We start from the raw sequence: 23290 nt of genomic DNA on the forward strand, positions 1-23290 counted from the left end.
TGGCGAGAGCTTTGCCTGATGGTACCATAACGACTTCGAGCCGCAGCGGTCTATCCTTTGCCGCATCTGATTTGGCAGACCTTTGTCCGTTGACCATCGTATCTTTTCCTGATCTGTCGGAGCTCATCACATGATTCGATTCGTTGTGAGTCTCACTGCATTCATGGCTCTTTTCACTACCTGTCTGATCACATCCGGTCAGACGATTGACGAACTGAGGCGCCCGGCGGTGGCGTTTCTAAAGGCTCGCCAGAACAACGACGGGTCATGGACTCATCCAACTTCCTTGGGAGTCACGGGGCTGGTGACCCGCGCACTGCTTGCAGCTGGCCTGGATGTGGACGATCCTGTGATCCTCATCGCACTGCAGCAAATGGAATCGAATGTCCGGCCTACCGGTGGCATTCATTCCCCGGACAGTCTTCACCGGAACTATGAGACATGTATTGCTCTGATGGCATTTTCTGCTGCCAATACCGGTGGACGCTATGACGGCATCCTCCACCGGGCGCGTCGTTTCCTTGCAGGATTGCAGTGGGATGAGGGTGAGGGGATCGAATCATCGGATCCGGCGTGGGGTGGTGCGGGTTATGGTAAACATCAGCGGCCCGACCTGTGTAATTCAGAGTTTCTGGTTGAAGCACTCAGGACGGCCGGACTTAAAGATTATGATCCGGAAATGCAGCGAGTGATACAGTTCATTTCACGTTGTCAGAATCTTGAATCCGAACACAATGAAACCGCATTTGGAGCACTGATCAACGATGGTGGTTTCTATTACACTCCGGCCGCAGGTGGTGATTCAAAATCGGGGACAGAAGAAAATGGAGGTCTGCGTTCCTATGGAAGCATGACTTACGCTGGTGTCAAAAGCCTTATTTATGCCGGGCTGCAGCCTGATGATCCTCGAATTTTGGCCGCGACTGAGTGGATTAGCCGACACTACACACTCGAACAGAATCCAGGAATGGGAGACCAGGGCCTCTACTATTATTTCCATACCTTTGCCAAGACGATGTCAGCTTTCGGCAACGACGAATTCATCGACGCTGAGGGCCGGAAGCATGACTGGCGCACGGAATTGACCGAGCGGCTGAGTGATCTGCAAAATCCCAACGGCAGCTGGATCAATCCGAGAGCCCATCGATGGGAAGAAGGCGACCCTCATCTCGTAACTGCCTACTGTTTATTGGCACTCAGTCACTGTGAATCGTCCCAGTCGATCAATTCAGCCGATTCCGGGAAATCCACGTCAGAATGAATCTGTGCTCTGAATGTACAGCCGCCTGAGCAGCGGTTGACTGCGAGTCCGGCCCGGGAGGCCACACAATGCCCGTTGATAAGTCTGGCGTGCGTATTCGTCAGATGTTTGGTGAGATCGCCGGTCGCTACGACCTGATGAATCATTTCCTGTCCGCTGGAACGGACATCTACTGGCGCTCGCAAACAGTTAAGTTTGCCAGCCCGACTGGTGTCGCGCCCATCCTGGATGTGTGTACAGGTACCGGTGATCTGGCTTTTGCATGGCGCAAGGCAGCAGGAGCAAACACGCCCGTATTGGCCACCGATTTTACCCATCGGATGCTGCAACTGGCCGAAGAGAAACGAGATGGTCGTAATGTTCGATTTCTTGAAGCTGACACGCTTTCGCTGCCGTTTCAAGATAATCAGTTTCAAATCGTGTCGGTGGCATTTGGACTGAGAAATGTGGCCAGTACGATTGGAGGACTGCAGGAAATGGCCCGTGTTTGCCGCCCGGGAGGTCGCGTTGTCGTGCTGGAATTCTCCATGCCCAACAATCGAGTGCTCAGTCGCCTTTATCAATGGTACTTTCGCAACGTTCTTCCAAAGCTGGGCCAGTTGCTGGTCCGAAATCGACAGGCAGCCTACGAGTATCTGCCTCAGTCTGTTTCGGAATTCCCAGGTGGAAACGATCTGGCTGCGATCATGGAGGAAGCTGGACTGGAACAGACCTCCTGGAAATCACTGACCGGTGGAATCGCCGCGGTCTACATCGGACACAAGCCCGCGCAAACCGAATAATCCACACGATTTACCCGATGCGTCAGCCGGCACTCAATTGGATCCGTTTGCATCTTCCGTAATTGACACAGGGTTCACGCCGGCTTCATGCTTGCCTGTGGGGATTTAGCTGTGGTGTTCGGCACAGCGACCCGCGACGGAGTGTTGCCGTCGAACCCGTTTTGCTGCGTCTGGCGGCCGAGGAGTTCCAAAGGGGGAGCATATGACCGTTCGATTCAGGATGTGCCTTGCCGCGTCGGTCGCAGCTGCTGCATGCAGTTTGACGGGTGAACATGTTCAGGCAGAAACATTCCAGGCTGGTGATGACTGGAATATTGAAATTTCACCGGGATCTTATGGAGTGACGCTGCAGGAGAACATAGCTAACTCGGCCAACTCACCGAGTATCATGCCCGCGGATCATACTGTCAGACCGATTACGGACGCATCCGTGCCGGTCGGGACGCGATTTTCGGGCGCGGACTACCGACGCATCTATGAATCCATCCCCTTCAATCGTACCGAATTCAAATCTAATCCATCGTACCGGCATGATTCAACGATGGAGATAATCACCGGTAATGCAAGACACCAGACAATCCTCCGACACAGTACGGTGCCTGTTGTTCGGCCGCGGGCACAGGCGCGAACATATTTGCTGCCTTCCCGCTACAACCAGCGGCGTCGAGGCTTGAATCACTACTTTAGAATTCCTTACTGGAACTGGGCCGGGCTCTACTAAGCAGACGGTCCGCAGACCCGACTGACTCTGCCTGTACAGTCGCATAATCGAAACCAGTGGAACCACAGGCTCATCGTGGCCCTTTGCGGTGGGTCTGTTCGGTTGGGTATTCGCCACACAGCCTGTAGTCAGTCACTGTGACGTACCGCAATCGATGATTCCACAAATTCAATGAGCTTTGCGGCAACGCTTGTTTTTGCTCCCTGGAATTCCGCAATTATCTCAGCATCCGGGGACAGGACCTCCACGTGGTTGGCCAGTGACGAAATTGCAGCGGTATCGTTGAGCACGATGCAGTCGCAGTGCTTCATCCGAAGCTTTCTCATGGCATTTGTTCGCGGGTCCTGTGACTCCAGAGCAAAGCCGACTACCCATCGATGTGCCTTACAGGTTCCCAGTTCCGCCAGAACGTCCGAAGTTTCCACCAGTTCCAGTACGATGGGTTGTCCGGTTTTCGTTATTTTTCCGACGACACGTTTTGCCGGGCGATAATCGCATACTGCTGCAGTGGCAATCACACCGTCGCATAGTGGAAACAGTTCCAGACACTTTATCCTCAGTTGATCGGTTGTTTCAATCCGGTGAACTTCCGCATCAGGTGGTGCTGAAAGTTCGACAGGACCCGTCACCAGTACAACGTCGTGACCGCGTTCGAGTGATGCTTCTGCGACTGCATATCCCATCCTTCCACTGCTGGCGTTGGACAGGAATCTAACGTCATCGACATACTCTCGTGTTGGACCGGCTGTGATCAAAATACGCATGATGTTCTATTATCGGGTGTCAACACCAGGGACCGGAATTGAATTGGCGGCTCAAACGGAATCATGCGAATGCGTGGCGGTATTGCAAAAAAGAGGTGAGCTTCTGAACCTCATCTTAATTCTGCCATCAACCACTTCGTGTTTTGGAATGCAGGACAGTGATCCAGGGTATCTGAACCAGCAAAAACTATATGTGCCGGGTAATTCGGGTCACGATGGTTTCCGGTGAGGCCATCCGGCCCATACCAGTTTGCCCACAGCTCAGCCATCCGCTTTCCGGATCGATGATCTCGTATCCATCATCCCGAAGCTGCGCCACGTTTCTCCGGACGGACGGTTTGGACCACATGTCGCAATTCATTGCCGGTGCAACCAGCACCGGCGCTGTGGATGCGAGAAGAGTGGTTGTCAGCAGATCGTCTGCCAACCCGTGGGCCATTCGGGCAATCGAAGCTGCAGTTGCAGGTGCCACGACGATCAGATCTGCACGCTGAGCAAGTCCAATATGCTCTCCGCGAAAATGTTCAGTGGGTTGGAACTGACCTAAGCTGACCGGTCGTGCGGTCAAAGCTTCGAATGTTGTCCGGCCGATGAATTTTTGAGCGGAATCCGTCAGGATCACCGAAACGCCGGCTCCCTGCTGAACAAGCAGACTGCACAGTTCCGCTGCCTTCCACGCAGCAACACCGCCGGTTACGCCCAGAAGAATCTCGCAGTCATTGAGTGATTGGGACATAGACGTTTTGGGAATACAGGCCTTTCATCATCCGAAACCGCATCACTGCTTTGTTCATCCCTGGAATACGGGTAGGTCAGTCCGCAAGATCATCGACACCGGGGCCTCCGTCGTCTTCCGCCAGCAACGCTTCGAGAGCATCAACTGTTTCAGACTCATCTGCGACTGCCTGAACCCGACCTGAAGTGTCCAGATAAATCTTGTCATCTTTCACTTCGGCAACCACGATTTCCATCAGATCGCGGGTTGGCAGATCAACCAGTGCCTGCGCACCACGGTTGAGCGCCACCATACGTTTTTGGACCAGTGTGGACAGTTTGAACCGACCACCAACCTTGCGAACAATATCGTCTTCTCGGAAGTCATCCAGCATGCAATTGGATCTCCTCTGCCTTCAGGATTTCGCAAATCTCACGAACAGCACGATCAAGTTCGTCGTTAACCACGACATGTCTGTATCGACTGGAGTATTCAAGTTCCCGCACGGAAGTGGCCAGACGCTTTTGAATGACGTCTTCCGTCTCCGTTCCCCGCGCCCGCAGGCGGCGTTCGAATTCTTCCGTCGAGGGTGTCTTCAGGAAGATAGTAACAGCCTGAGGGTATTGCTGCATTACCTTCATGGCACCCTGGACATCAATTTCCAGGAATGCCCAGGCAGATTCCGTCCAGGCACGATGCAGCTCGGATCTCAGTGTCCCATACAAATAACCGGATGCGAACACTTCTGCATGCTCCAGGAAGTCATGTCGATCCAGTTTTTTTCGGAATTCCGCGTCTTTGAGGAAATAGTAGGCTTCACCGTGAATTTCTCCCGTTCGTGCCGGGCGGGTGGTGGCAGACACCGATTTGGTCAGTGGGACGGGGGATTCTGTTACCAGTCTTTCAACGACGGTTGTCTTGCCGCTGCCACTCGGGCCGGACAGGACGACGATCGGACCGGAACTCAAATTTTCATCGGAGTTAGACATAAGCGCACGCCTAACCGCTGCTTATCGAAAATCGGCTGTCTGACGGATGTTTCGCGGATACTGAACTGGAAAGCTCCATCGTTTCTAATTGTCTCTACGTTTGGACAGCTGCCTCGAATACTGTCCAACTGCAATTACTCTACATTCTGCAAAATTTCTCGAATGCGTTCCAGAGCCGCTTTCATTTCCACGACGTTGTGGGCAATAGCCACATTATTGGCTTTTGAACCGATGGTATTGATTTCCCGGAACAACTCCTGACCGAGAAATTCCAGTTTCCGACCTGTTGAGGCTTTGCTGCTCAGGAAAACCGTGAACTGCTGCAGATGCGATCTGAGACGTGTGATTTCTTCGTTAATGTCACACCGATCAGCGTAAATGGCGACCTCGCGAATGACATCAGATTCTGAAACGGCCACACCCGATTCGGACACACTCGTGACAAGACGTTCCAGCAGTTTCGTTCGATATTCGGTGACCACGTCCGGGGCAAGTTTTGCTGTTTTGTCGACCTGTTCCGAAATCAGCCGGTGCTGCAGATTCAGGTCTTCGTACATTTGTTGACCTTCGGTCTGACGAAAAACGTGGAACTGCTCGAGCGACTCTGAAACCGCCTGTTCCAGTGGCAGCCAAAACGATTCGATGACTTCGGGCAGTGGTTCTGATTCTCTGACCACTCCCGGCAATGTCAGTAGATCACTGAGTTCAGGGGGCCGGGCAGCATTGTAATCCTGCGACAGTGATTCAAGCTGTCTTTGGTAGTCTTGAACGGCTTTGGCATCAATCACGTATCCGCCAGCGTTTCTGGGGAAACGGACACGTACCGAAAGCTGCACTGTGCCGCGTGCAATCTGGCTGCGGACCTGTTTCTCAATCTGACTCTCGAAGCGATTTAATACATCCGGCAGCCGTATATTCAATTTAAGATATCGATTGTTGACAGAGCGAAGTTCAACGCTGACAGAAATTACATCCGTCTCCACTGTCGAAATACCAAATCCTGTCATGCTCAGCAGCAAGTTATCGACCTTTATTGCAGATAAATTAAAACAACCCGACGAACAGCACATCCAATGATTAGAGGAAACACGTTGGTACGGGCATCATTCTGAATCAGTATCTTCGCTGGAGGAATCCGCGGGCTCAATGTCCGAGTCCGAAGATGGTGATGTACCCGATTCCTCGGACCCGGTTGGTTCTGCGTCCGGAGCGACATTGTCCGCTTCTACATTCGGAAAATCGTCTGATTCTGTCGCAGCCTCGCCATCAGATGTTATTGCCGGGGTTTCGTCACTGTCGTTAGCAGAGGAGTTTCCATCGTCAGTCGATGTTTCATCAGTGTCAAAGTCTGCGGCTTCCATAGAAGGCGGTGCAGAGCCATCTTCCGAATTTGATTCATCAGTTTCAGTTTGTGCTCCCCCGGTGAAACTCGTGCCGATTTCACTGTCCGCGTTTTCCTGAGCGGCACGCATGGATCTTCCAAGCAGCGATGCCAGGAGTATGAAGATGATGGCCACAACCACTGTGATTTTGGTGAAGACATCACCGGCACGCGTTCCAAAAGCACTTTGTCCACCTTGTCCACCGAATGCGCCGGCCAGTCCCCCTCCTCGCCCACGTTGAATAAGAACAAGCAGGATCATGAACAGACTCGTGAGGAGCAGCAGAAATGACAACGTCCCAACGACGAATGGTGATGACATGATGCTAACACTCCAGTTTTTGCGGTAGTTTCACGAGGCAAGTCGGCGAAAACCATACTTGACTTATTTAATCGTTTGCCGCAGATCGGACACAAAATATTGCTGACAGGCAGGCGATCAGGCTGATGCCAGAGTCTTTGCCGCACCAATAATGGGGACAAAGTCATCTGCCTTCAGACTGGCTCCGCCAACCAGGGCACCGTCCACGTTGGGCTGCTGCATCAATGTTTGGGCATTGTCCGGCTTGACACTGCCACCGTATAGAATGCGTACCTTGTCGGCGAAGTCGGAATTGTAGCGGTCCGTCACCCATTTGCGAATATGGGCATGGGCAGATTCTGCCTGGTCGGGAGACGCTGTGACCCCCGTTCCAATGGCCCACACAGGTTCATAGGCAATCACAAGGTCGATGGCTTCTGCCTGGGAAACTCCGGTGAGACCACCGCTCAACTGACGATCGAGCACCGATTCGGTTTGACCGGCTTCACGTTCGTTGAGTAATTCACCGACGCACAGAATTACGTGCAACCCACCTTTGATGCCGGCTCGGACCTTACGGTTAATCAGTTCATCGGATTCTCCCATTACGTGACGACGTTCACTGTGCCCCAGAATCACGTGACTGCAGCCGATATCCTTTAGCATTGAAACCGAAACTTCTCCGGTAAATGCTCCCGATGGTTCGAAATACACATCCTGGGCACCCAACTGGACACCACTTCCCGCGGTTGCTGTCCCAATCCCGGACAGATATGGGAAAGGCGGGCACACGAGTACTTCCACTGCATTATCTGATTCCGGCACAGCCGTCGACAGAGCGCCAGCCAGAGCCATGCCAGTCACCTGATCTGTGTTCATTTTCCAGTTACCAGCGACCAGAAATCGCCTCATCAAATCCTCCAGCATTCTTATGTTGTCATAATGAAAACAGCGGATTCGTCCCGCTGCAGGTGTACAGTCCGGCATCCTAGGATTGTCCGTGCGACAATTTTGCCATGATTTAATGTTTTGACGTGAATTCCCTGAAATCTGAACCGGTGATTGTCAGATGTCGGGCAGGGAAACCGGTTCGAACTATTGGGTAAGTAACACCAGACCATGCAGAGCGAGAGCTTCAACACACCGGGCACGAGGAAAATGTGAGCTCAGCATACGACTACCGCCACCGGTCAACACAAGAGTGGTGGAATCGAGGGTACCTTCGCACAGGCGATCAGTGATTTCGCGGATTGCTCCCAGTTGCCCCCAATACAGACCGGCTCGCATCGCTTCTATCGTGTTTTTTCCAGGCAATTTTGGGACAGCGGCAGGTTGAGCGTCCATGTCAATCACCGGGAGCCTGGCTGTGTAATCATGCAATGCGTATGCGGAAAGACGCAGACCAGGAAAAATCGAGCCCCCACAGAAATCCCCCTCCGCTGAAATCAGATCGATGGTTGTTGCGGTTCCGGAATCAACAATGATGAGTTTTTTTCCAGGATACAGTTTTGAGGCAGCCAGAGCATTGAGAACCCGATCCAGGCCCACTGCGTCCGGCTGATCCACGGTGAGCCTGACGGGAATTGACTGTGTTGATCGGATGCATGTGGCAACCGGCAGCTGTGTCGGCCAGTCTTCGATGAGACGATTGAGTACGGGAGGATTCGAACCAGCCGCAATACAGCTCTCAATTTTGTAATCATCAGTCCATTCAGCCATCCTTGTCGCCACATCAGGTTGTTTTCGGAGTTCCACAGCCGAGATTGCAACAGGCGTGACTTGGTCATCAACCCGTTTAAAGACGCCGTATTTGACGCGGGAGTTTCCCACATCCACTGCCAGGATATTGTGAATCACGCTGCGAGTTCCCGTTTCGTGTCCTGTGGGCACAGATTGACCCTGCGATTGCGGGGGGGGCGGCAACGTCCGCCGATTCTTAACCGCTGTTAGCGTTTGTTTGCTCATTCAATATTGAACACTATACCCAAACTATACGTCTCCGGGTGTGTGATCCGGCGGTGGCCTGCGAGATTGCAACCCCTGTTTTCCGGATTAGGCGTTGACCCTGAACAATCACACGTGTTCCCTACCCGCTGAATCACTGCAGTTGACGGCCAACAATCGACATGATTTCCTGGGGGCACTGTACGCTTAATTCTCCTGAACAGGCGGCCAAAATCGACTTGCTGTCGACTCGGTACTCTGCACCGGTGCAAGCAATGGAAATTACCAAGATCCGCCTGGCACGCCTAAAATTATGTTTCCGATCATCCTGTGATGCTCCACAGTTTGTTAGACTGAACGGCTGGAGTTCCTCCCACGGTTCCGGACAGTCTTTCCGCGTGAGCAAATGACCAAAACATTACCAACGTCAACTGACAGGAAAACAGCTATGAGACTACCGATCTTTTTATTGGCTGTGGTCAACGTGATTCTGTTGACCGTTGAGCCAGCTGAGGCACGGGAAAAGGGTGATCATCATCGCTCCCGGTGGCGAGAAAAACTGATGGAGGAACACGACACTGATGGCGACGGTAACCTCAACGAAGAAGAACGCCGGTCCATGAAAAAGGCCTGGGCGGGGAAATGGGAAGATCGCAGGAGCCGATGGAGCAAGATTCGTAAACAATACGACACCGAGGACGAGGACAATCCGGACGAAGAAGAACGTGGGTCCATGAAAAAATCATGGGCTGGGAAGCGGAAAGAGCGTTGGGACGCACGGAGCAGGATTCACAAAAATCATCACCAGGATGGTGATGACAGATCCGGGTCAGAGCGTCACGACCTGCGCAAGGCATGGGGTAAACGTGGGCGAAGTGATTTTTCCGGACGTCTGATGACCCATTTGGATGCGAATAAAGATGGTGAGATCAGTATTGAGGAAGTTCCTGAAAGATTTCGTAAGCACTTCAAACATGTCGACCTGGATGCAAGTGGCACAGTCAACAGGAGGGAAATGAGGAAGGCCTGCCACAAAGCGCGAACGAAATTTCTCTCTCATTTCCAACAGCGAGTCTTTGATAAATTCGATCGGAACAATGACGGCAGGCTCGATATCGATAAAATCATCGCGTGGCTGCACGCAACAATGGATAGAATCGATACCAGTGACGACGGCTTCATCGACAGGTCGGAGTTCAAGGCGATGACCAGCCCCCCGCTGACAAAACAAGATGCTTCGGAACAACTTAAGAATGTGCAGGCAGAGTTGGTCCGTCTGAGTGATGTCCTCGAGAAACTGGCTGAATCCCTGCAACACAGGAAATAAGACAAGTATAAAAACAAAGGTGCGGGTAAAGCGTGGTTTCCCCCAGATCCACCGACGTGGATCTCCCTGCATCCGTCCTGGCTTTTTCACGGAAGAGGCGGAAGGTTAAGCTCTGGAAGTCGACCTCGCGGTGTTCGACAAACAACGCCCCACCTGGTGTTCGTAGATGCGGGCTGCCAAATCCGTTTTCTGAGTGACAGTTTGACTTCAGGGCCTTAAGTGACAGGTTTGGTGTAAGACCAGGGGGTTAACGTCTGTTGTTGAAACCGGGAACTGGGCGCCCGTCGTGCTACGTAGAGTCTGATCTTTTACTGTTCAAATTTCGTCAAAGTTAACATGGGCACCTCCGTAAAGCAGAGGCAGACAGAATTATATCGTGGTTTGCCAGCCTGGTCAGAGGGCCAAACCGACTATTGGAAGACGCCTGTCAGCTAACAGACCGAAAGATCGGGCTGCGATTGCAAACGCAAAAGCCGTCATGATGATTTCGGGGCTAACGCCTCACGGTGAATTTTCTGTTGTGCCGTTTGAAGATCAGGCCAGATGTCCGTATGGACACCGGCAAGCATTGCGGCACCGGTTGCGGCCTCTTCACGACACGGCGCCACCTTCGTAGCTGTTTGAAACCGTTCTTCCACAGCCTGAACGAGTCGTGGATTCTGACGCGCGCCGTTGCCCGAGACGGCGATGCGCTTCAGTACGTCGGGGCTGTTGCGGGCTGCTGTTTCGTAGACGTGAAACATGGATTCCACGATGCCGTTAAGAATGCTGCGGGCAACGTGTGCCGGAGTAAAATTGTTCGCAGCGACGTTGCGAAAAACGGCTCGGCGCGATGGTTCAGGTCGCGTTCCGGAAAAGAACGGTTCACATGTCAATCTGTGTGGTTCGTCTGACATCTCGCTGAGTTGCTGAGTCAGTCCCAGCCATATTTCTTCTTCAGTTTTATGCACATCAAAAGCACTCAACCATTGCTGCACCGTGCGATTGATCCAGGCGATTTCATCGCCACCGCACAGTCCTGCTCCTACAAGCATGAATTCGTGTTCAGACTGTTTGTTATCACGGGGGCCTGACGGCAGATAACGAGTATCCATTCCCTCCACTCGCTGAAAATCAGGAATACGCCAGACGATCTGACCTCCCGTACCAATATTGATCAATAATGAATCCGGAGTGCGGGGAAGCGAACTCAGAACGGCTGCCTGGTTGTCCCCAACTGCGTTGCAGACTGCAATTCCTGCCGGCAGTCCGGTCTCGTTTGCGGTTTCCGGACTCACCTGACCGATGACGCTGCCGGAATTCATGACCCTGGGCAGCCATGCCGGACGAGTAGCGGTTGCTGCCATGAGTTCATCGCTCCAGCAGTCTCTGCACAGGTCATACAGTCCGGAAGATGCGGCATGAGATCGATCCGTCACCGGACGCTGACCGGCGAGTCGACCTCCGATCCAGTCGGCCACAAAGGACACTCGATGAAAATTCACCGGTAGCTGATTCAGTTGCTGCATCGCAAATAGGGTTGTGCCCATGTATCCGGGAGCCAGACTGCAGCCCGCAGGTTCCATTGACTCCGGTGTGATACCCAACAACATTTTATCGAGAATGCTGTATTCACTTTGTTCGCGGACTGCGGCTCGTTTATCCTGCCAGGTGATGATGTTCGCAGCCGGTTCGCCATCTTCTCTCAACAACAGTGTACTGTGCATCTGTCCGGTCAATCCGACGGCACGTACTAAACCACCCGCCAGTTCCTGGGTGATCCGCTGCAGAGCATTGACGACTGTCCTCCACAGGACCATCGGATTTTGTTCTGCGTAACCGCGGGGGAGTCCTTTCAGACCGGCTTTATGAGGTCGATTGACTGCCGAAACCTGTTTTCCGGTTTCACTCAGGACAACGATCGAAATACTTGTGGTGCCGATGTCGAGTCCGGCCACCAGTGACGATGTCATTTTAGAAACCTGGTATTGAGGACTGAGCTGACGGCGTGGAATGAGGGTCAACCGGCTGCGTGACCGCGCAGTCGTACGTTTTTTCATATTCTGCCGGATGCCGGAATCGAGTAATACCGATCATCAGGCCCATACGGTGCAGGACGATCCTCTGATCTGTGGAACGTTGATTCATGAGGGATAGCTTGACGTCGAATGTGATCGGGCCAAGAATCCGCATCTGATTATTTGGTGACAGACATGATGTACTTACGTTACGAAATTGTCACAGGATATCGAGTGACGCCGGTTGGTTAGTTGTTCAGCAGTATGGCTGAAAATCCATCGGCAGGCATCGACTGAGTTTGGAAATACGGATTCGTAATATATCGGCAAATCAGAAAGTGAATACATGAGTGGTCCAATTGTCCGCACAGGAACAACACCTGAATTCTGGAAGAACTGGGATAAAGCATTTGGCGCCGGGAAATCAAAAACCACGGCTGCCGGCAAAAAAAAGAAAGCTGGCAGCAGTAAGAAGAAAACAGCCAGAGCTAAAGCAAAGAAGTGACGTTGCGATTCGGTGTTTTTTATCCGACGGTCTCATTCGTCGGTGATCGTCGTGTCTGACAGTGTTCAGCGAATGAATCCCACTGACACGCGGGCCGTGCTGTGTGTAGCGGCGATATTTTTAGCCTTTTCTCTGCTGCATGTTCCCGTTCCGGGTGTCAATGAACCGCACTATCTCTGCAAGGCGAAAGCGACCTGGGATCCCGGCTTTTGTGCCGACGACTTCTTTTTGACGTCAGCAAGTGCGCATTCCGTTTTCTTCAACGTTGTCGGATATTTCACCCAGCACTTTTCTCTGGAACAGGTTGCGGTAGCCGGTCGCATAATTTCAGGCACGGTACTGGCATGGGGGTGGGTAGCGCTTTGCGCCGCATTTTCCCTCAGCCGCAGCGGAACAGTGATTGCTGCGACACTCCTGGCCTTGGTCTCACTTACCGGCAATCTGTCCGGAGAGTGGATTTTAGGAGGTTTCGAAAGCAAGGTTTCGGCCTGGGGCCTGGGCTTTGCAGGAACAGCCTGCTGGCTGCAGAGCGGAAAACGGACCGACAGACGTTGTTTTGTGACGACTGGTTTCCTGCTGGGTTTGTCTGTGGCTGTGCACCCGGTCGTAGGTACATGGCAGCTTATCGCAGTATCAATAGGCGAACTGATGCTGCTTTATTTTCCACTCAGGCAGTGGGTGAATGTTGGCATTCCGCTAAAGTCGACCGGGTTCGGGTTTTCAAGGCTGTTGGTAATGGACGGCATTGCTCTGATTGTCGCTTTACCTGGACTGATTCCCGTCATCCGAATGCTGTCCGGGTCCGATCTGAATTACTGGGAGCGAGCAGCTGCGGACCGCATCCAGGTTTTTATGCGACTTGGTCATCATCTTGACCCGTCGCAATTCCCACCGTCTTCATGGATTCATTCTGCCACACTGCTGACGGTGATCGGCTATTGCAGCCGGCGTTTGTATAAAAGCGGTATACAATCAGTCCTGCGTCAGCATCTGCTTCTGTTGGTTACCGCTGTTTTGATTGCCGCCGTCGGGCTTGCCGTTGGTTTTCATCAGGGACCCGTTCTTCATTTAGCAGAGTGGTCATGGCGGGCATTTTTGCTGAAATTTTATCCGTTTCGACTCATCGATACTTTGCTTCCCGTGACCGCGTCGCTGATTTTGACGGCAATGATGATGCGGATTCGTAACTTCAGAGCAGCACCATCAGTACGGTGGATTGTACCCACCGTGTTTGTCTTTGTTGTGCTGGGGATATCGTGGAGACTGCGAAGCGACTCACCGAATTTCTATCGGCCGGATGAGCATTCGGCCTGGATTGAGGCCTGTGACTGGGTTCGTGCCGAAACACCGGAAGACAGTCTGTTCGTGACACCTCGTGAATCCGTTACGTTTAAATGGCACGCGCAACGTGCTGAGTTTGTATGCTTCAAAGACTGTCCGCAGGACAGTGCCGGGATTTTGGAATGGCGGAAGCGACTCCGGAAACTTGCCCCGCTGCGACCCGTTCAGCTGAAACGGCCGCTGAAGCCGTCTGATCTGCGCCGCATGCAGCGGAACATGCAAATAACACACCTGATCACCCGTGAGCATGTTGTGACGGACCAGACGCCTGTTTATGAAAACAAAGTGTGGCGAATCTACGATGTGAAACTGCCGTCAACATGTTCCTCTTTGAACGGCACGAATAACAGCATGGAACCTACGGATGATGTCGTGAAGTGATTTCGCATACAGTTTCATGCAGCTGTCTGCTGCACGCCAGCACTGAAGTTTTTTCCAGGGGTAGTTCTGCGCCGTGACAGGTAGTGATGTGACCTCCGGCTTCTTCAACTAACAGTCGTCCGGCTGCGAAATCCCATGCAGATAGTTGATACTCGAAGAATGCTCCGTACTGTCCAGAGGCGACCTGAGCCAGATCCAGTGACGCCGTACCCATCCGTCGAATTCCGCGAATCTGGTGCCCAAAACAATCCTTGACGGCCGCCAGTGTTGCTTCCATCATTGAACCACGGTCGTAGTAAAACCCCACGCCAATCAGAACCTCATTCATTGAATCAGCGGTAGATACACTCAGTGGCCGCTCATTGTGGAATGCCCCACGTCCCCGTTCGGCTGTATAAATATCATTGCGGGCCGGGTTGAAGATTACCGCCTGCTGTGCCACACCGTTGTGGTAGTATCCCAGTGACACGGCGAAGTGAGGAATGTCGTGGGCGAAATTGGTTGTGCCGTCCAGGGGGTCAATCACCCACAAGTGTTCCGCAGAGGTACCGGCAGAAAGTCCCTCTTCCCCCAGGAGACGGTGATCCGGGTATGTCTGCCGAATGACGTCAGCGATTGCATGTTCCGATTCGACGTCAGCATCTGAGACCAGGTCAACCGGTCCTTTGTGCCGCATCGATACACCCTGGCGAAAATATTTCATCAATACCTCACCGCCGGTCCGGGCAGCGTGCAGCGCAGTTTTTGCAATCGTCACCTGTTCTTGCCTCCGGGCCGGTCAAACCTTTTCAGCCAACGTGTTCTGGTTCACTCGTTCGCGCAGGGAAGAATGTCGAACTGTGGGAAAAGTCAAACCTGCGGCGGCAACGTCAAATCCATCGTGCAGCTACATGATGCTGAAGTAGGTTTCGACGGCGAAATCAAATGCGGCGTGTGTGAGCTTAATCGGTTGTTGATGGAAATTACAGTAATTGCGTACCTGCAGCAGCAGGTCACGTGGCTGGCACAGGCGATAAGGACGTCCAGCGGCTCTGTAGTGGGTGGCAATCAAATATTCGAACGCCTCGTCACAGGCTTCGATTTCCATCGCCTGACACATAACGCCCATCAGTCGACGAAACTCTTCTTCGGACGGATCCGGCACTTCGATCTTGTAGGGAATGCGGCGTAGAAACGCACCATCAACCAGATCTTTCGGTTCCAGATTTGTTGAGAAAATGATCAGCTGGTCAAAGGGGACCTGGATTTTTTTTCCACTGGGCAGATTCAGAAAATCGTATCGTTTTTCCAGTGGAACGATCCAGCGGTTCAGGAGGACATCCACCGGCATTTTTTGTCGACCGAAGTCATCGATGACCAGAGTGCCGCAATTGCTCTTCATCTGCAGAGGGGATTCACAGATGTTGGACTGAGTGTTCTTGGTAACTTCGAGTTCTTCCATGGTCAGTTCACCGCCCGCAATAACCGTGGGCCGCCTGATTTTTACCCAGCGCCGGTCGATTTCGAGCGAGTCCAGCAGGCCGCTTTGGGTCTCCTCTGTGACTTCTTCATGAACGGAAAGGTCAAAGATGCGCATGATGTTACCATCCACTTCAAGTGCCCGCGGCACCCAGACAGTGGACCCGAATGCATCGGCTACCCGTTCTGCAATACTCGTTTTACCGTTACCTGGCTCGCCGAATAAAAACATGCCGCGCCCTGAATTGATGGCCGGGCCAAGTTTGTCGAGCATTCCGGTATTGATCATCAGTCCACCAAATGCCTGCTGCAGGTCACCTGCTGTGACCACCTGGCCTTCAATGGTTTGAGCGGTAACACTTTCCACATAAGACTTGAGAGTTACGGGAGCAGATTCAAAGTACGTACACTCCTCCATGTATCGTTTGCCCCGTTCACGTCCGTCTGCCGTGAGTGCGTATTCAGAATCACCGGTGGCAGTGGTACCAATCAGGTCGATATGTTTGTCGCTTCGCATTTGCCGAAGCAAAGGCTCCAGGATTTTGAAGGGCAGTTTGATCTGGCCGGCGATTCCTCGAACAGTCCTCTGGCCGACGTTGAAGAGGTACTTCAGGATCAGGCGTTCAATCATTGATTCGCTGAGTCCTGAGGCCCGAATCGAATCGGGCTGCTTTGGTGTAAAGACGCCGGCGGCGGGCCGCGCAGAGTCTGGTCGACGTGATTCATCCGTTTCCATGAACCGTTCGGAGATGCTCTGGCCGGTCGGCCCCGATGTCATACCGGGTCCCGGTTCACCAAGAAGCTGTTTGACTCGATTGAACAGTGTATCAAGACCGGCGTCCGGCGGCTGTTGTGCCCCAATTGAAGTACTCAAAGTACGCTTCCCGATTTGCAATGATTCGTGTAAGGACAGTACCGGTGGAATACGCAGAGCCGTCCACGACCATTTAGGTCACCACTTCTGTCCGGTCAAATCGGCAGTGGATCGACCGGCGTTGTGTTTGCCAAACGGTGGGCATGACGTCGAAGATTCACATTGCGCGGCTGAAGGGCAACAAAGTTTTTCAATTTGCAGATGATGCGAACCGCGTAATTGAGTTGAGTGAATGATCTTGAACAATCAACATACTGATTGCATTCGATATGAACGCTGCGGGCTGCACAACCGGAGCTCTGAATGGTTCTCAGTACAGCGTGTGCTGATCACTGTGTACTCTGTACCGAGCCGTGGTCGGGGTGTCATCCCTGTATACAGGACAAGTCGCTGAGACGGAAAATGATTACTCCGCAGACGCGGACTTATTCGAGCTGAGAATTACTTATGAAGTTTGCCATTTGCCAGGAACTGTTCGAATCAACTCCGTGGCAGGAGCAGTGTCGTATCATTGCCGATGCCGGCTACACGGGAATCGAAGTAGCCCCTTTTTCCATAGCGGATGATCTGTCATCTGTTCCGGACAGTCAGCTGACGGATATGAAATCAATTGCCGCGGATTACGGACTCAGCATTATCGGGCTCCACTGGTTACTGGCGAAAACAGAAGGGTTTTACCTGACGTCGCCCGACCGGGGTGTCCAGGCGGCAACAGTCGAATACCTCCGCCTGCTGGCTCGCACTTGTGCGAAATTAGGCGGGCATGTACTTGTCTTTGGTTCGCCACAGCAACGAAACCTGCTGCCGGGGGTGAGTACCAGGCAGGCGACGGAAATAGCGGCGAATGTGTTCCGGCAGGCAGCCGCAGAATTCGAGTCCAGCAATGTGGTGCTGTGTATGGAACCGCTGACACGCAGAGAGACCGATTTTGTCAACACATGCGCTCAGGCGGTCGATTTGATTGAGCAAATCGATCATCCGTCATTTCGTTTACATCAGGATGTGAAAGCGATGCTGGGAGCGGAATCGGAAACAGTGATGTCACTGATCTATCAGTATCGAGACATCTGCGGGCACTTTCACGTCAATGATACGAACCTGCTGGGACCCGGAATGGGGGAAACTGATTTCACTCCTATCCTCAAGGCGCTCCACGATACCGGGTATGACGGATGGGTATCCGTTGAAGTGTTTGACTATGCACCCGGGGCAGAAAAGATCACGCGCGAGAGCATACAGTGCATGCAGGAAATTATGGTCTCGCTTTGATTTTATCGGGTAAAACGTTCCGAAATATTTGAGACACATGCGTTGTTCGAACTGGTTGCGGAACTTTGTGTTGTTAAGTCCGCACGTTGTTTTTTTGTGCTTCACTGGTGCGCACTCAGCGTAACCGACGTTGTTCATCGCACCCGTGATGTTGATGGTATTGAGTGAAACGCCGCAGCAGATTTCTTACGTTGATTTGACATTGTGTGTGGTCCATGTCAAAAAAATGTCGCGCAAGCGCGTCAAATCAATGTGTGAATAATTTTAAAAGTTCTGTAACATCCGCAATGATTGGTGCGTAACAGTCTTGCACATTCTGAGTTATTAAATACGATTTCGCCGTTATTCACGCAGAGTCTGTTGCGTTGAGACATCGTGGCGACGGATTTGCCATCACTGCAAACTTCACGACGATGAATTAGGACAAGACGGATTTTGTGTTGCCATCACCAGGTAGGTGTGATGGTCTGGTTTTTAGTCGTGGTCTTCCTTGCCCGGTTTGATTTATGAAGCCCGGTATTTGCGGCAGGCGGCCACTCAATGACACTCTAAGGAGGTTCTCTGTGGCCAAGAAGAAAGCAACCAAGAAAAAGGCGGCGAAGAAAAAAGCTGTCCGCAAAGCGGTGAAGAAAAAGGCACCTAAGAAGAAGGCAGCCAAGAAAAAAGTTGCCAAGAAGAAGGTAGCCAAGAAGAAAGCGCCAAAGAAAAAAGTAGCTAAGAAAAAGGCCGCTAAAAAGAAAGTCGCCAAGAAGAAAGTCGCCAAGAAGAAAGTTGCCAAGAAGAAGGTAGCCAAGAAGAAGGCGACGAAGAAAAAAGCTGCGAAAAGAAGGCGATAACCGCCAAATTTTACAGACGGCTGGCAGGCAGGTTCTGGCAGCCGTTTTTGCTGCGCGGTCAGTTTTTCTCCCGTTTTTTTGCTGCCGCCTGTCGGGCAGATTGGCTCACTTTGTGTCCGGGTCTGATGCTCACCGGTATTCAGCAGCAGAAGTTGCCGGTTCGGGCCTGCAGTATCCTGAGGCCGGAATGAAACGTCGGTTTGTCCACGCTGCTGCCGAAATCATTCAAACGGTGGATCCGGATAACGGATGTTCAGCGATCTGCCATCGGAGTGTTGTTCTCTGCCGGGAATCCGCAACGGGACAGATTGATAAAGGCACGGGTGCTCGACGGCAGTATCAGTTTCCGTGAGTTCGGAAGTAAACAGAAATAATGAGGTTCTTCAATTTCAGGCGGCAGCGTTGATGTCGTTTTGAATCAGAACGGAACGACTGACCGAACGCAGTGACCGAGGGTGAGTTGTTTTTCGTGCCACCTGCCGGCAGATCCTGCCAAATGAACACGTTGTCGTTTGAATCGCACGCGAATATCTCTGTTGATGCGGCAAACAGCGTCTGACAACGAATCCTGTATCGTATGTCTGGTATCCAGACGAACGGCGTGTCCACCAGGAACTGATGTTGACATGGCCTGGTGCATGTGGAAGGTCGATCGAAAAAAATTTGTATGTGAACTCGGCACCACAGAGCGTGGATGATGCTGCAAAACATCGAACCCCCGGTGAATTTACTCTCCGTTTGTGACCGGTTGCGCACGAAATCCGGACCATAACGACAGCTGCGGGCATACCACCTGAACAACCGTTGTAAGTTGCAACACCGGTTTGTTTATTCAATTCCGTTCGCGTCGAAAATGCTGATTCGATTCATTGTGGAGTTCTGCGACAACTGTTTCGGTTGCGACTGAACACGAGCTATGTTTCCCCCGCATGTATTTCCCATTCGCTGACTCATGTGCGGTCAAGTTCAACCTGGTGCTGTCCGGTGGGATGCCCAGTCTAAATTGAGGAAACCGGATCACTGATGCACTCAGGTCTGTCAGCAATCGAGAACGCTGTTCCCGGACGACCCGCCCGCCTGCATATACGGCCAACGGCCAAACGGCAGCTGGATGCGCTCAGCCGCGACCGCATGCAAAAATTTCTTGCGCAACGTCTGCGTTTTAGTTCCCGGATGATGGTTGTTACGCTCACTGTCCTGCTGCTGCTGAAGTTAATTGCAGGAGTCTGGCCATCGATATGGATGGGTATTGCCGGTGTTCTGCTGGTTTTGTGCTGGAGTGTGACACGATGGTTGTTCAAATCCCGGCACGGTCATACAGAATCCGGATTGCGACGTACCGAAGCACTTGTATTTGGTTGCAGCTTTGCCGCTCTGGCCAGTCTGACGCTGGCCGACCTCGAAGCGACCAGTCAGTCAGGACAGTTTTATGATTATGTACTGACGATTCGTGAATCGATTTTAATTTCGCTGGTACTGGTGACGATTTACGGTGTCATCATTCCCAATACCAGCCGACGGTCACTGTTGATAGCTTCGGCTCTGGCTGCTGTTCCGATGGCAACGGTGGCTGCCAGCCTGGTTCTGCATACTTCTGCCTTTCCGGAGTTTTCCGGAGCCCTCCGGCTTCAGTTTGCTGTCGAATCCGTAATCCCGCTGATTGCGGCTATCTGTTGTGCCGCAGTGGGTGCCGGTGTGAGTGAGCGAATCCGCGATCGCAGCATTAATATCGAAGAATTGGGGGCATACGTTCTGAAAGCACCACTTGGTTCCGGTGGAATGGGGGATGTGTATCTGGCTGAACATCGGCTGCTGAAGCGGCTTTGTGCTGTTAAGCTGATTCACCCGGACAAAGCGGGTGATTCTCGGGTGAGGGATAGATTTGAACAGGAAGTCAAGGCAACTGCCGCACTGACACATCCCAATACCGTGCAGGTGTACGACTATGGTACGTCACTGGACGGGCGATTCTTTTATGCCATGGAGTTTCTCGAGGGCCTGAATCTGGATCAGTATGTCAAACAATTTGGCCGTATGCCGGCGGGGCGGGTTGTCTATGTACTCAAGCAGATCTGTGGAGCGTTGCACGAAGCCTGGTGTGAAGGTCTGGTTCACCGGGATATCAAACCCAGCAACATATTCCTTTCGGAGCGAGGTCACATGTTTGATGTTGCCAAGTTACTCGACTTCGGTCTGGTTCAGGCTGCATTGAGCCAACGAGTGGGGCTCCGGCGGGTTCAGACGACAATTCAGGGTTCACCCGCCTTTATGTGTCCGGAACAGGCCTCCGGTCTTGTGCCGGACTGTCGGGGGGACATCTATTCGCTGGGTGCTGTTGCCTGGTTTATGTTGACCGGTCATCCCCCGTTTCAGGATGAAAATCCTGTAATGCTGGTGGTTGCGCATGCCACTGCCACCGTTCCCGATTTTTCGGTAACAGATGTGTCGGTTCCGAAGGATCTGGCGTCCGTAATTATGAAGTGTCTTGAAAAGAAGCCGGAAAAACGATTCGAAAACCCGCGTGATTTACTGGTTGCCCTTGAAGAATGTTCGCTGAACCAGGAATGGACCTGGAAGGACGCTGAAGAATGGTGGTTGTCCAGTATGCCGGCCTACGATCACAAAACATGTGACACGGAAGAATGTGCCTCTGAAAGCAGAGAGTACGTTGAACCGGTCAGTCAGGTAAGTGATCCTCTGGAGAAAACGCTGATTGTCGATCGTGCGGTCGTTGCTTCTGCGCTGCCGGCCGGCTGAAATTAATGATCGTTCCGCGGGTCCTGAGCTTTCGAAATACCGTGAGGATTCGGTCCATTTCCATGATCTGCAGGCAACGATCCTCCGCCTGCCGGGTCTCAACCATGAACACCCGATCTGCCTTACCACATGCGTGATTTTCGTCTGACTGATGTCGGCAGGGGTGTCGTGAAGAAGCTGTTTAGTTAGCCTGTCATACGTCATTTCAACTCTCAGGGTGAGTAACCTCGATGCAGTCCCCGTCAGAGAAAAGTCAATGATGAAAAAAATGTTTGTGTTTTTGGTGGTCCTGTTGATGACGAGGCTTCCGGTGACCCTCGCCGAAAACTGGAATGGGTGGCGCGGTCCGCGCGGTGACGGTACGAGCAGTGAAACCGGGGTTCCAGTTCGCTGGGATGGCGAATCCGGTCACAATGTTGCCTGGAAGGTTGAAGTACCTGGCAAAGGGCATGCATCGCCGATTGTCTGGGAGGGGCGAATATTTCTCGTAACATGTGTTGAAGACACGGGGGAACGAGTCCTGCTGTGCCTTGATTGTGATACGGGCCGCACAATCTGGCAGCAGACTGTCATCAGAGCGCCCCTCGAAACCCTGCACCGTCTCAACAGTCGGGCGTCCAGCACACCGGCGACGGACGGACAGTCAGTATTTGTGGTCTTTCTGGAAGTTGATGGCCAGACAGTTCCGGCTCCAAATGTCGGCACACCTCGTCCGATCACCCCCGGGGTCATGGTGGTTGCCTCGTATGACTTCGACGGCAATGAACAGTGGAAGGTGAAACCTGGTGAATTCGTGAGTGCCCACGGGTTCTCAAGCAATCCGATCGTTTACGGTGATCTTGTCATTGTCAACGGTGACCACGACGGTGACGGTTACATTGTCGCACTGGACCGACTCACTGGTGACATCCGCTGGAAAACCGATCGACCGAACAACACCCGCAGTTACGTCACCCCCATTATTCGCACGCTGGGTGGTCGAATCCAAATGGTTCTTGGCGGCAGTCTGTCCGTATTCAGCTACGATCCTGCGACCGGCCAGGCTCACTGGAATATTCAGGGGCCAACGGAACAGTTCGTTGCTTCGGTGGTTTCTGATGATCGCATGCTTTACCTGACCGCCGGATACCCCGAGAAGCACATTCTGGCGATTCGTCCGGACGGTCTCGGTGATGTGACAGATACTCATATTGAATGGCGGACGAAGCGTGGTGCAGCTTATGTACCTTCACCTATCATCGAAGGTCCCTGGCTACTGGTGGTTTCCGATGCAGGTGTCGGCAGTTGCTTCGAGGCGGCAAATGGGAAACGGCTGTGGATGGAGCGAATTGGCGGCGGACACAGTGCCTCGATGGTTTCAGCTGAGGGGAAGGTATACGTGCTTTCGGATAAAGGTCTGACGACAGTGATTCGACCCGGACCTGAGTTGGACATCATCACGACCAACCGACTGGGAGAACGATGCTCTGCATCCCCCGCAATCAGTGGGGGACGGATCTACATCCGAGGGGAGAATCATCTGTACGCGATCGGGCCGTCGGGCTAAGAATTGATTTACAAACAACTTTGGTACGTGACGAATCCGGCTCGCCAACCGAAGTCATCAGTCGAAACGATCCGGCATCACAGGAATGCAGGCTGACAGTGTGAGGACACGGAAAGTCGGTGTGTTATCACGCCCATACTG

Annotated in this window: 21 protein-coding genes; 10 read left to right on the forward strand and 11 right to left on the reverse strand. The window is 52.6% G+C overall.

Annotated elements, in window-relative coordinates:
• Positions 1-130: 130 nt before the first annotated feature.
• The 3 genes from MK110_13065 to MK110_13075 all read left to right on the forward strand — a co-directional run bounded on the left by MK110_13065 (position 131) and on the right by MK110_13075 (position 2764).
• Entirely contained in the window at positions 131-1261 is a 1131-nt protein-coding gene (locus MK110_13065) for a hypothetical protein (protein MCH2212227.1), read from the forward strand.
• Between the two features lie 68 nt (positions 1262-1329).
• Positions 1330-2043 (forward strand): bifunctional demethylmenaquinone methyltransferase/2-methoxy-6-polyprenyl-1,4-benzoquinol methylase UbiE, encoded by a 714-nt coding sequence (ubiE, locus tag MK110_13070; GenBank protein ID MCH2212228.1) that lies wholly within the window; start codon positions 1330-1332, stop codon positions 2041-2043.
• Between the two features lie 202 nt (positions 2044-2245).
• Positions 2246-2764 (forward strand): hypothetical protein, encoded by a 519-nt coding sequence (locus MK110_13075; GenBank protein ID MCH2212229.1) that lies wholly within the window; start codon positions 2246-2248, stop codon positions 2762-2764.
• Positions 2765-2892: 128 nt separating this feature from the next.
• Here MK110_13075 and MK110_13080 read toward each other — a convergent pair whose 3' ends face one another.
• From MK110_13080 to MK110_13115, 8 genes are all read right to left on the reverse strand, one after another.
• Entirely contained in the window at positions 2893-3528 is a 636-nt protein-coding gene (locus MK110_13080; GenBank protein ID MCH2212230.1) for a phosphopantothenoylcysteine decarboxylase, read from the reverse strand.
• Between the two features lie 187 nt (positions 3529-3715).
• Entirely contained in the window at positions 3716-4264 is a 549-nt protein-coding gene (locus tag MK110_13085; protein ID MCH2212231.1) for a phosphopantothenoylcysteine decarboxylase, read from the reverse strand.
• Positions 4265-4340: 76 nt separating this feature from the next.
• Positions 4341-4637 (reverse strand): DNA-directed RNA polymerase subunit omega, encoded by a 297-nt coding sequence (locus MK110_13090; GenBank protein ID MCH2212232.1) that lies wholly within the window; start codon positions 4635-4637, stop codon positions 4341-4343.
• Positions 4627-5232: a guanylate kinase gene (gene gmk / locus MK110_13095; protein ID MCH2212233.1), complete on the reverse strand. Its 606-nt coding sequence runs from the start codon at positions 5230-5232 to the stop codon at positions 4627-4629. Before gmk ends, MK110_13090 begins: the two co-directional genes overlap by 11 nt.
• Positions 5233-5366: 134 nt before the next feature.
• Entirely contained in the window at positions 5367-6251 is an 885-nt protein-coding gene (locus MK110_13100) for a YicC family protein (protein MCH2212234.1), read from the reverse strand.
• 84 nt (positions 6252-6335) lie between these two features.
• Positions 6336-6935 (reverse strand): preprotein translocase subunit SecG, encoded by a 600-nt coding sequence (secG, locus tag MK110_13105; GenBank protein ID MCH2212235.1) that lies wholly within the window; start codon positions 6933-6935, stop codon positions 6336-6338.
• A 117-nt stretch (positions 6936-7052) separates the two neighbouring features.
• Positions 7053-7826 carry a triose-phosphate isomerase gene (gene tpiA, locus MK110_13110; GenBank protein ID MCH2212236.1) on the reverse strand — a complete coding sequence of 258 codons (774 nt, stop codon included), beginning with the start codon at positions 7824-7826 and terminating at the stop codon, positions 7053-7055.
• Positions 7827-8009: 183 nt separating this feature from the next.
• Positions 8010-8771: a type III pantothenate kinase gene (locus MK110_13115; protein ID MCH2212237.1), complete on the reverse strand. Its 762-nt coding sequence runs from the start codon at positions 8769-8771 to the stop codon at positions 8010-8012.
• A 535-nt stretch (positions 8772-9306) separates the two neighbouring features.
• Between MK110_13115 and MK110_13120 the strand changes: the two genes are divergently transcribed.
• Positions 9307-10185 (forward strand): EF-hand domain-containing protein, encoded by an 879-nt coding sequence (locus MK110_13120; GenBank protein MCH2212238.1) that lies wholly within the window; start codon positions 9307-9309, stop codon positions 10183-10185.
• Positions 10186-10661: 476 nt separating this feature from the next.
• Here the strand turns inward: MK110_13120 and MK110_13125 are convergent, their stop codons facing one another.
• Positions 10662-12137 (reverse strand): hypothetical protein, encoded by a 1476-nt coding sequence (locus MK110_13125; GenBank protein ID MCH2212239.1) that lies wholly within the window; start codon positions 12135-12137, stop codon positions 10662-10664.
• A gap of 391 nt (positions 12138-12528) precedes the next feature.
• Here MK110_13125 and MK110_13130 point away from each other — a divergent pair, with 391 nt between their 5' ends.
• Positions 12529-12687 (forward strand): hypothetical protein, encoded by a 159-nt coding sequence (locus MK110_13130; protein MCH2212240.1) that lies wholly within the window; start codon positions 12529-12531, stop codon positions 12685-12687.
• 51 nt (positions 12688-12738) lie between these two features.
• Positions 12739-14409 (forward strand): hypothetical protein, encoded by a 1671-nt coding sequence (locus MK110_13135; GenBank protein MCH2212241.1) that lies wholly within the window; start codon positions 12739-12741, stop codon positions 14407-14409.
• Here the strand turns inward: MK110_13135 and MK110_13140 are convergent.
• A complete protein-coding gene (locus MK110_13140; protein MCH2212242.1) occupies positions 14387-15166 on the reverse strand; it encodes an inositol monophosphatase in 780 nt (259 codons plus the stop codon). The genes MK110_13135 and MK110_13140 overlap by 23 nt on opposite strands.
• A gap of 129 nt (positions 15167-15295) precedes the next feature.
• Positions 15296-16741, reverse strand: coding sequence for an AAA family ATPase (locus tag MK110_13145; protein MCH2212243.1), 1446 nt, complete (start codon positions 16739-16741; stop codon positions 15296-15298).
• Between the two features lie 447 nt (positions 16742-17188).
• Between MK110_13145 and MK110_13150 the strand changes: the two genes are divergently transcribed.
• From MK110_13150 to MK110_13165, 4 genes are all read left to right on the forward strand, one after another.
• Positions 17189-18010 carry a sugar phosphate isomerase/epimerase gene (locus MK110_13150; protein ID MCH2212244.1) on the forward strand — a complete coding sequence of 274 codons (822 nt, stop codon included), beginning with the start codon at positions 17189-17191 and terminating at the stop codon, positions 18008-18010.
• Positions 18011-18573: 563 nt separating this feature from the next.
• Entirely contained in the window at positions 18574-18846 is a 273-nt protein-coding gene (locus tag MK110_13155) for a hypothetical protein (GenBank protein MCH2212245.1), read from the forward strand.
• Positions 18847-19869: 1023 nt separating this feature from the next.
• Positions 19870-21603, forward strand: a complete 1734-nt coding sequence (locus MK110_13160; protein MCH2212246.1) for a serine/threonine protein kinase — start codon at positions 19870-19872, stop codon at positions 21601-21603.
• A 259-nt stretch (positions 21604-21862) separates the two neighbouring features.
• Positions 21863-23149 carry a PQQ-like beta-propeller repeat protein gene (locus MK110_13165; protein ID MCH2212247.1) on the forward strand — a complete coding sequence of 429 codons (1287 nt, stop codon included), beginning with the start codon at positions 21863-21865 and terminating at the stop codon, positions 23147-23149.
• Positions 23150-23290 lie beyond the last annotated feature (141 nt).

This window comes from Fuerstiella sp. (assembly GCA_022447225.1).
Classification (GTDB): domain Bacteria; phylum Planctomycetota; class Planctomycetia; order Planctomycetales; family Planctomycetaceae; genus S139-18.

Coding starts and splice junctions, on each gene's coding strand:
- MK110_13065 (MCH2212227.1), top strand. CDS start 131: ATGATTCGATTCGTTGTGAGTCTCACTGCATTCATGGCTCTTTTCACT.
- ubiE (MCH2212228.1), top strand. CDS start 1,330: ATGCCCGTTGATAAGTCTGGCGTGCGTATTCGTCAGATGTTTGGTGAG.
- MK110_13075 (MCH2212229.1), top strand. CDS start 2,246: ATGACCGTTCGATTCAGGATGTGCCTTGCCGCGTCGGTCGCAGCTGCT.
- MK110_13080 (MCH2212230.1), bottom strand. CDS start 3,528: ATGCGTATTTTGATCACAGCCGGTCCAACACGAGAGTATGTCGATGAC.
- MK110_13085 (MCH2212231.1), bottom strand. CDS start 4,264: ATGTCCCAATCACTCAATGACTGCGAGATTCTTCTGGGCGTAACCGGC.
- MK110_13090 (MCH2212232.1), bottom strand. CDS start 4,637: ATGCTGGATGACTTCCGAGAAGACGATATTGTTCGCAAGGTTGGTGGT.
- gmk (MCH2212233.1), bottom strand. CDS start 5,232: ATGTCTAACTCCGATGAAAATTTGAGTTCCGGTCCGATCGTCGTCCTG.
- secG (MCH2212235.1), bottom strand. CDS start 6,935: ATGTCATCACCATTCGTCGTTGGGACGTTGTCATTTCTGCTGCTCCTC.
- tpiA (MCH2212236.1), bottom strand. CDS start 7,826: ATGAGGCGATTTCTGGTCGCTGGTAACTGGAAAATGAACACAGATCAG.
- MK110_13120 (MCH2212238.1), top strand. CDS start 9,307: ATGAGACTACCGATCTTTTTATTGGCTGTGGTCAACGTGATTCTGTTG.
- MK110_13125 (MCH2212239.1), bottom strand. CDS start 12,137: ATGACATCGTCACTGGTGGCCGGACTCGACATCGGCACCACAAGTATT.
- MK110_13130 (MCH2212240.1), top strand. CDS start 12,529: ATGAGTGGTCCAATTGTCCGCACAGGAACAACACCTGAATTCTGGAAG.
- MK110_13150 (MCH2212244.1), top strand. CDS start 17,189: ATGAAGTTTGCCATTTGCCAGGAACTGTTCGAATCAACTCCGTGGCAG.
- MK110_13160 (MCH2212246.1), top strand. CDS start 19,870: ATGCACTCAGGTCTGTCAGCAATCGAGAACGCTGTTCCCGGACGACCC.
- MK110_13165 (MCH2212247.1), top strand. CDS start 21,863: ATGAAAAAAATGTTTGTGTTTTTGGTGGTCCTGTTGATGACGAGGCTT.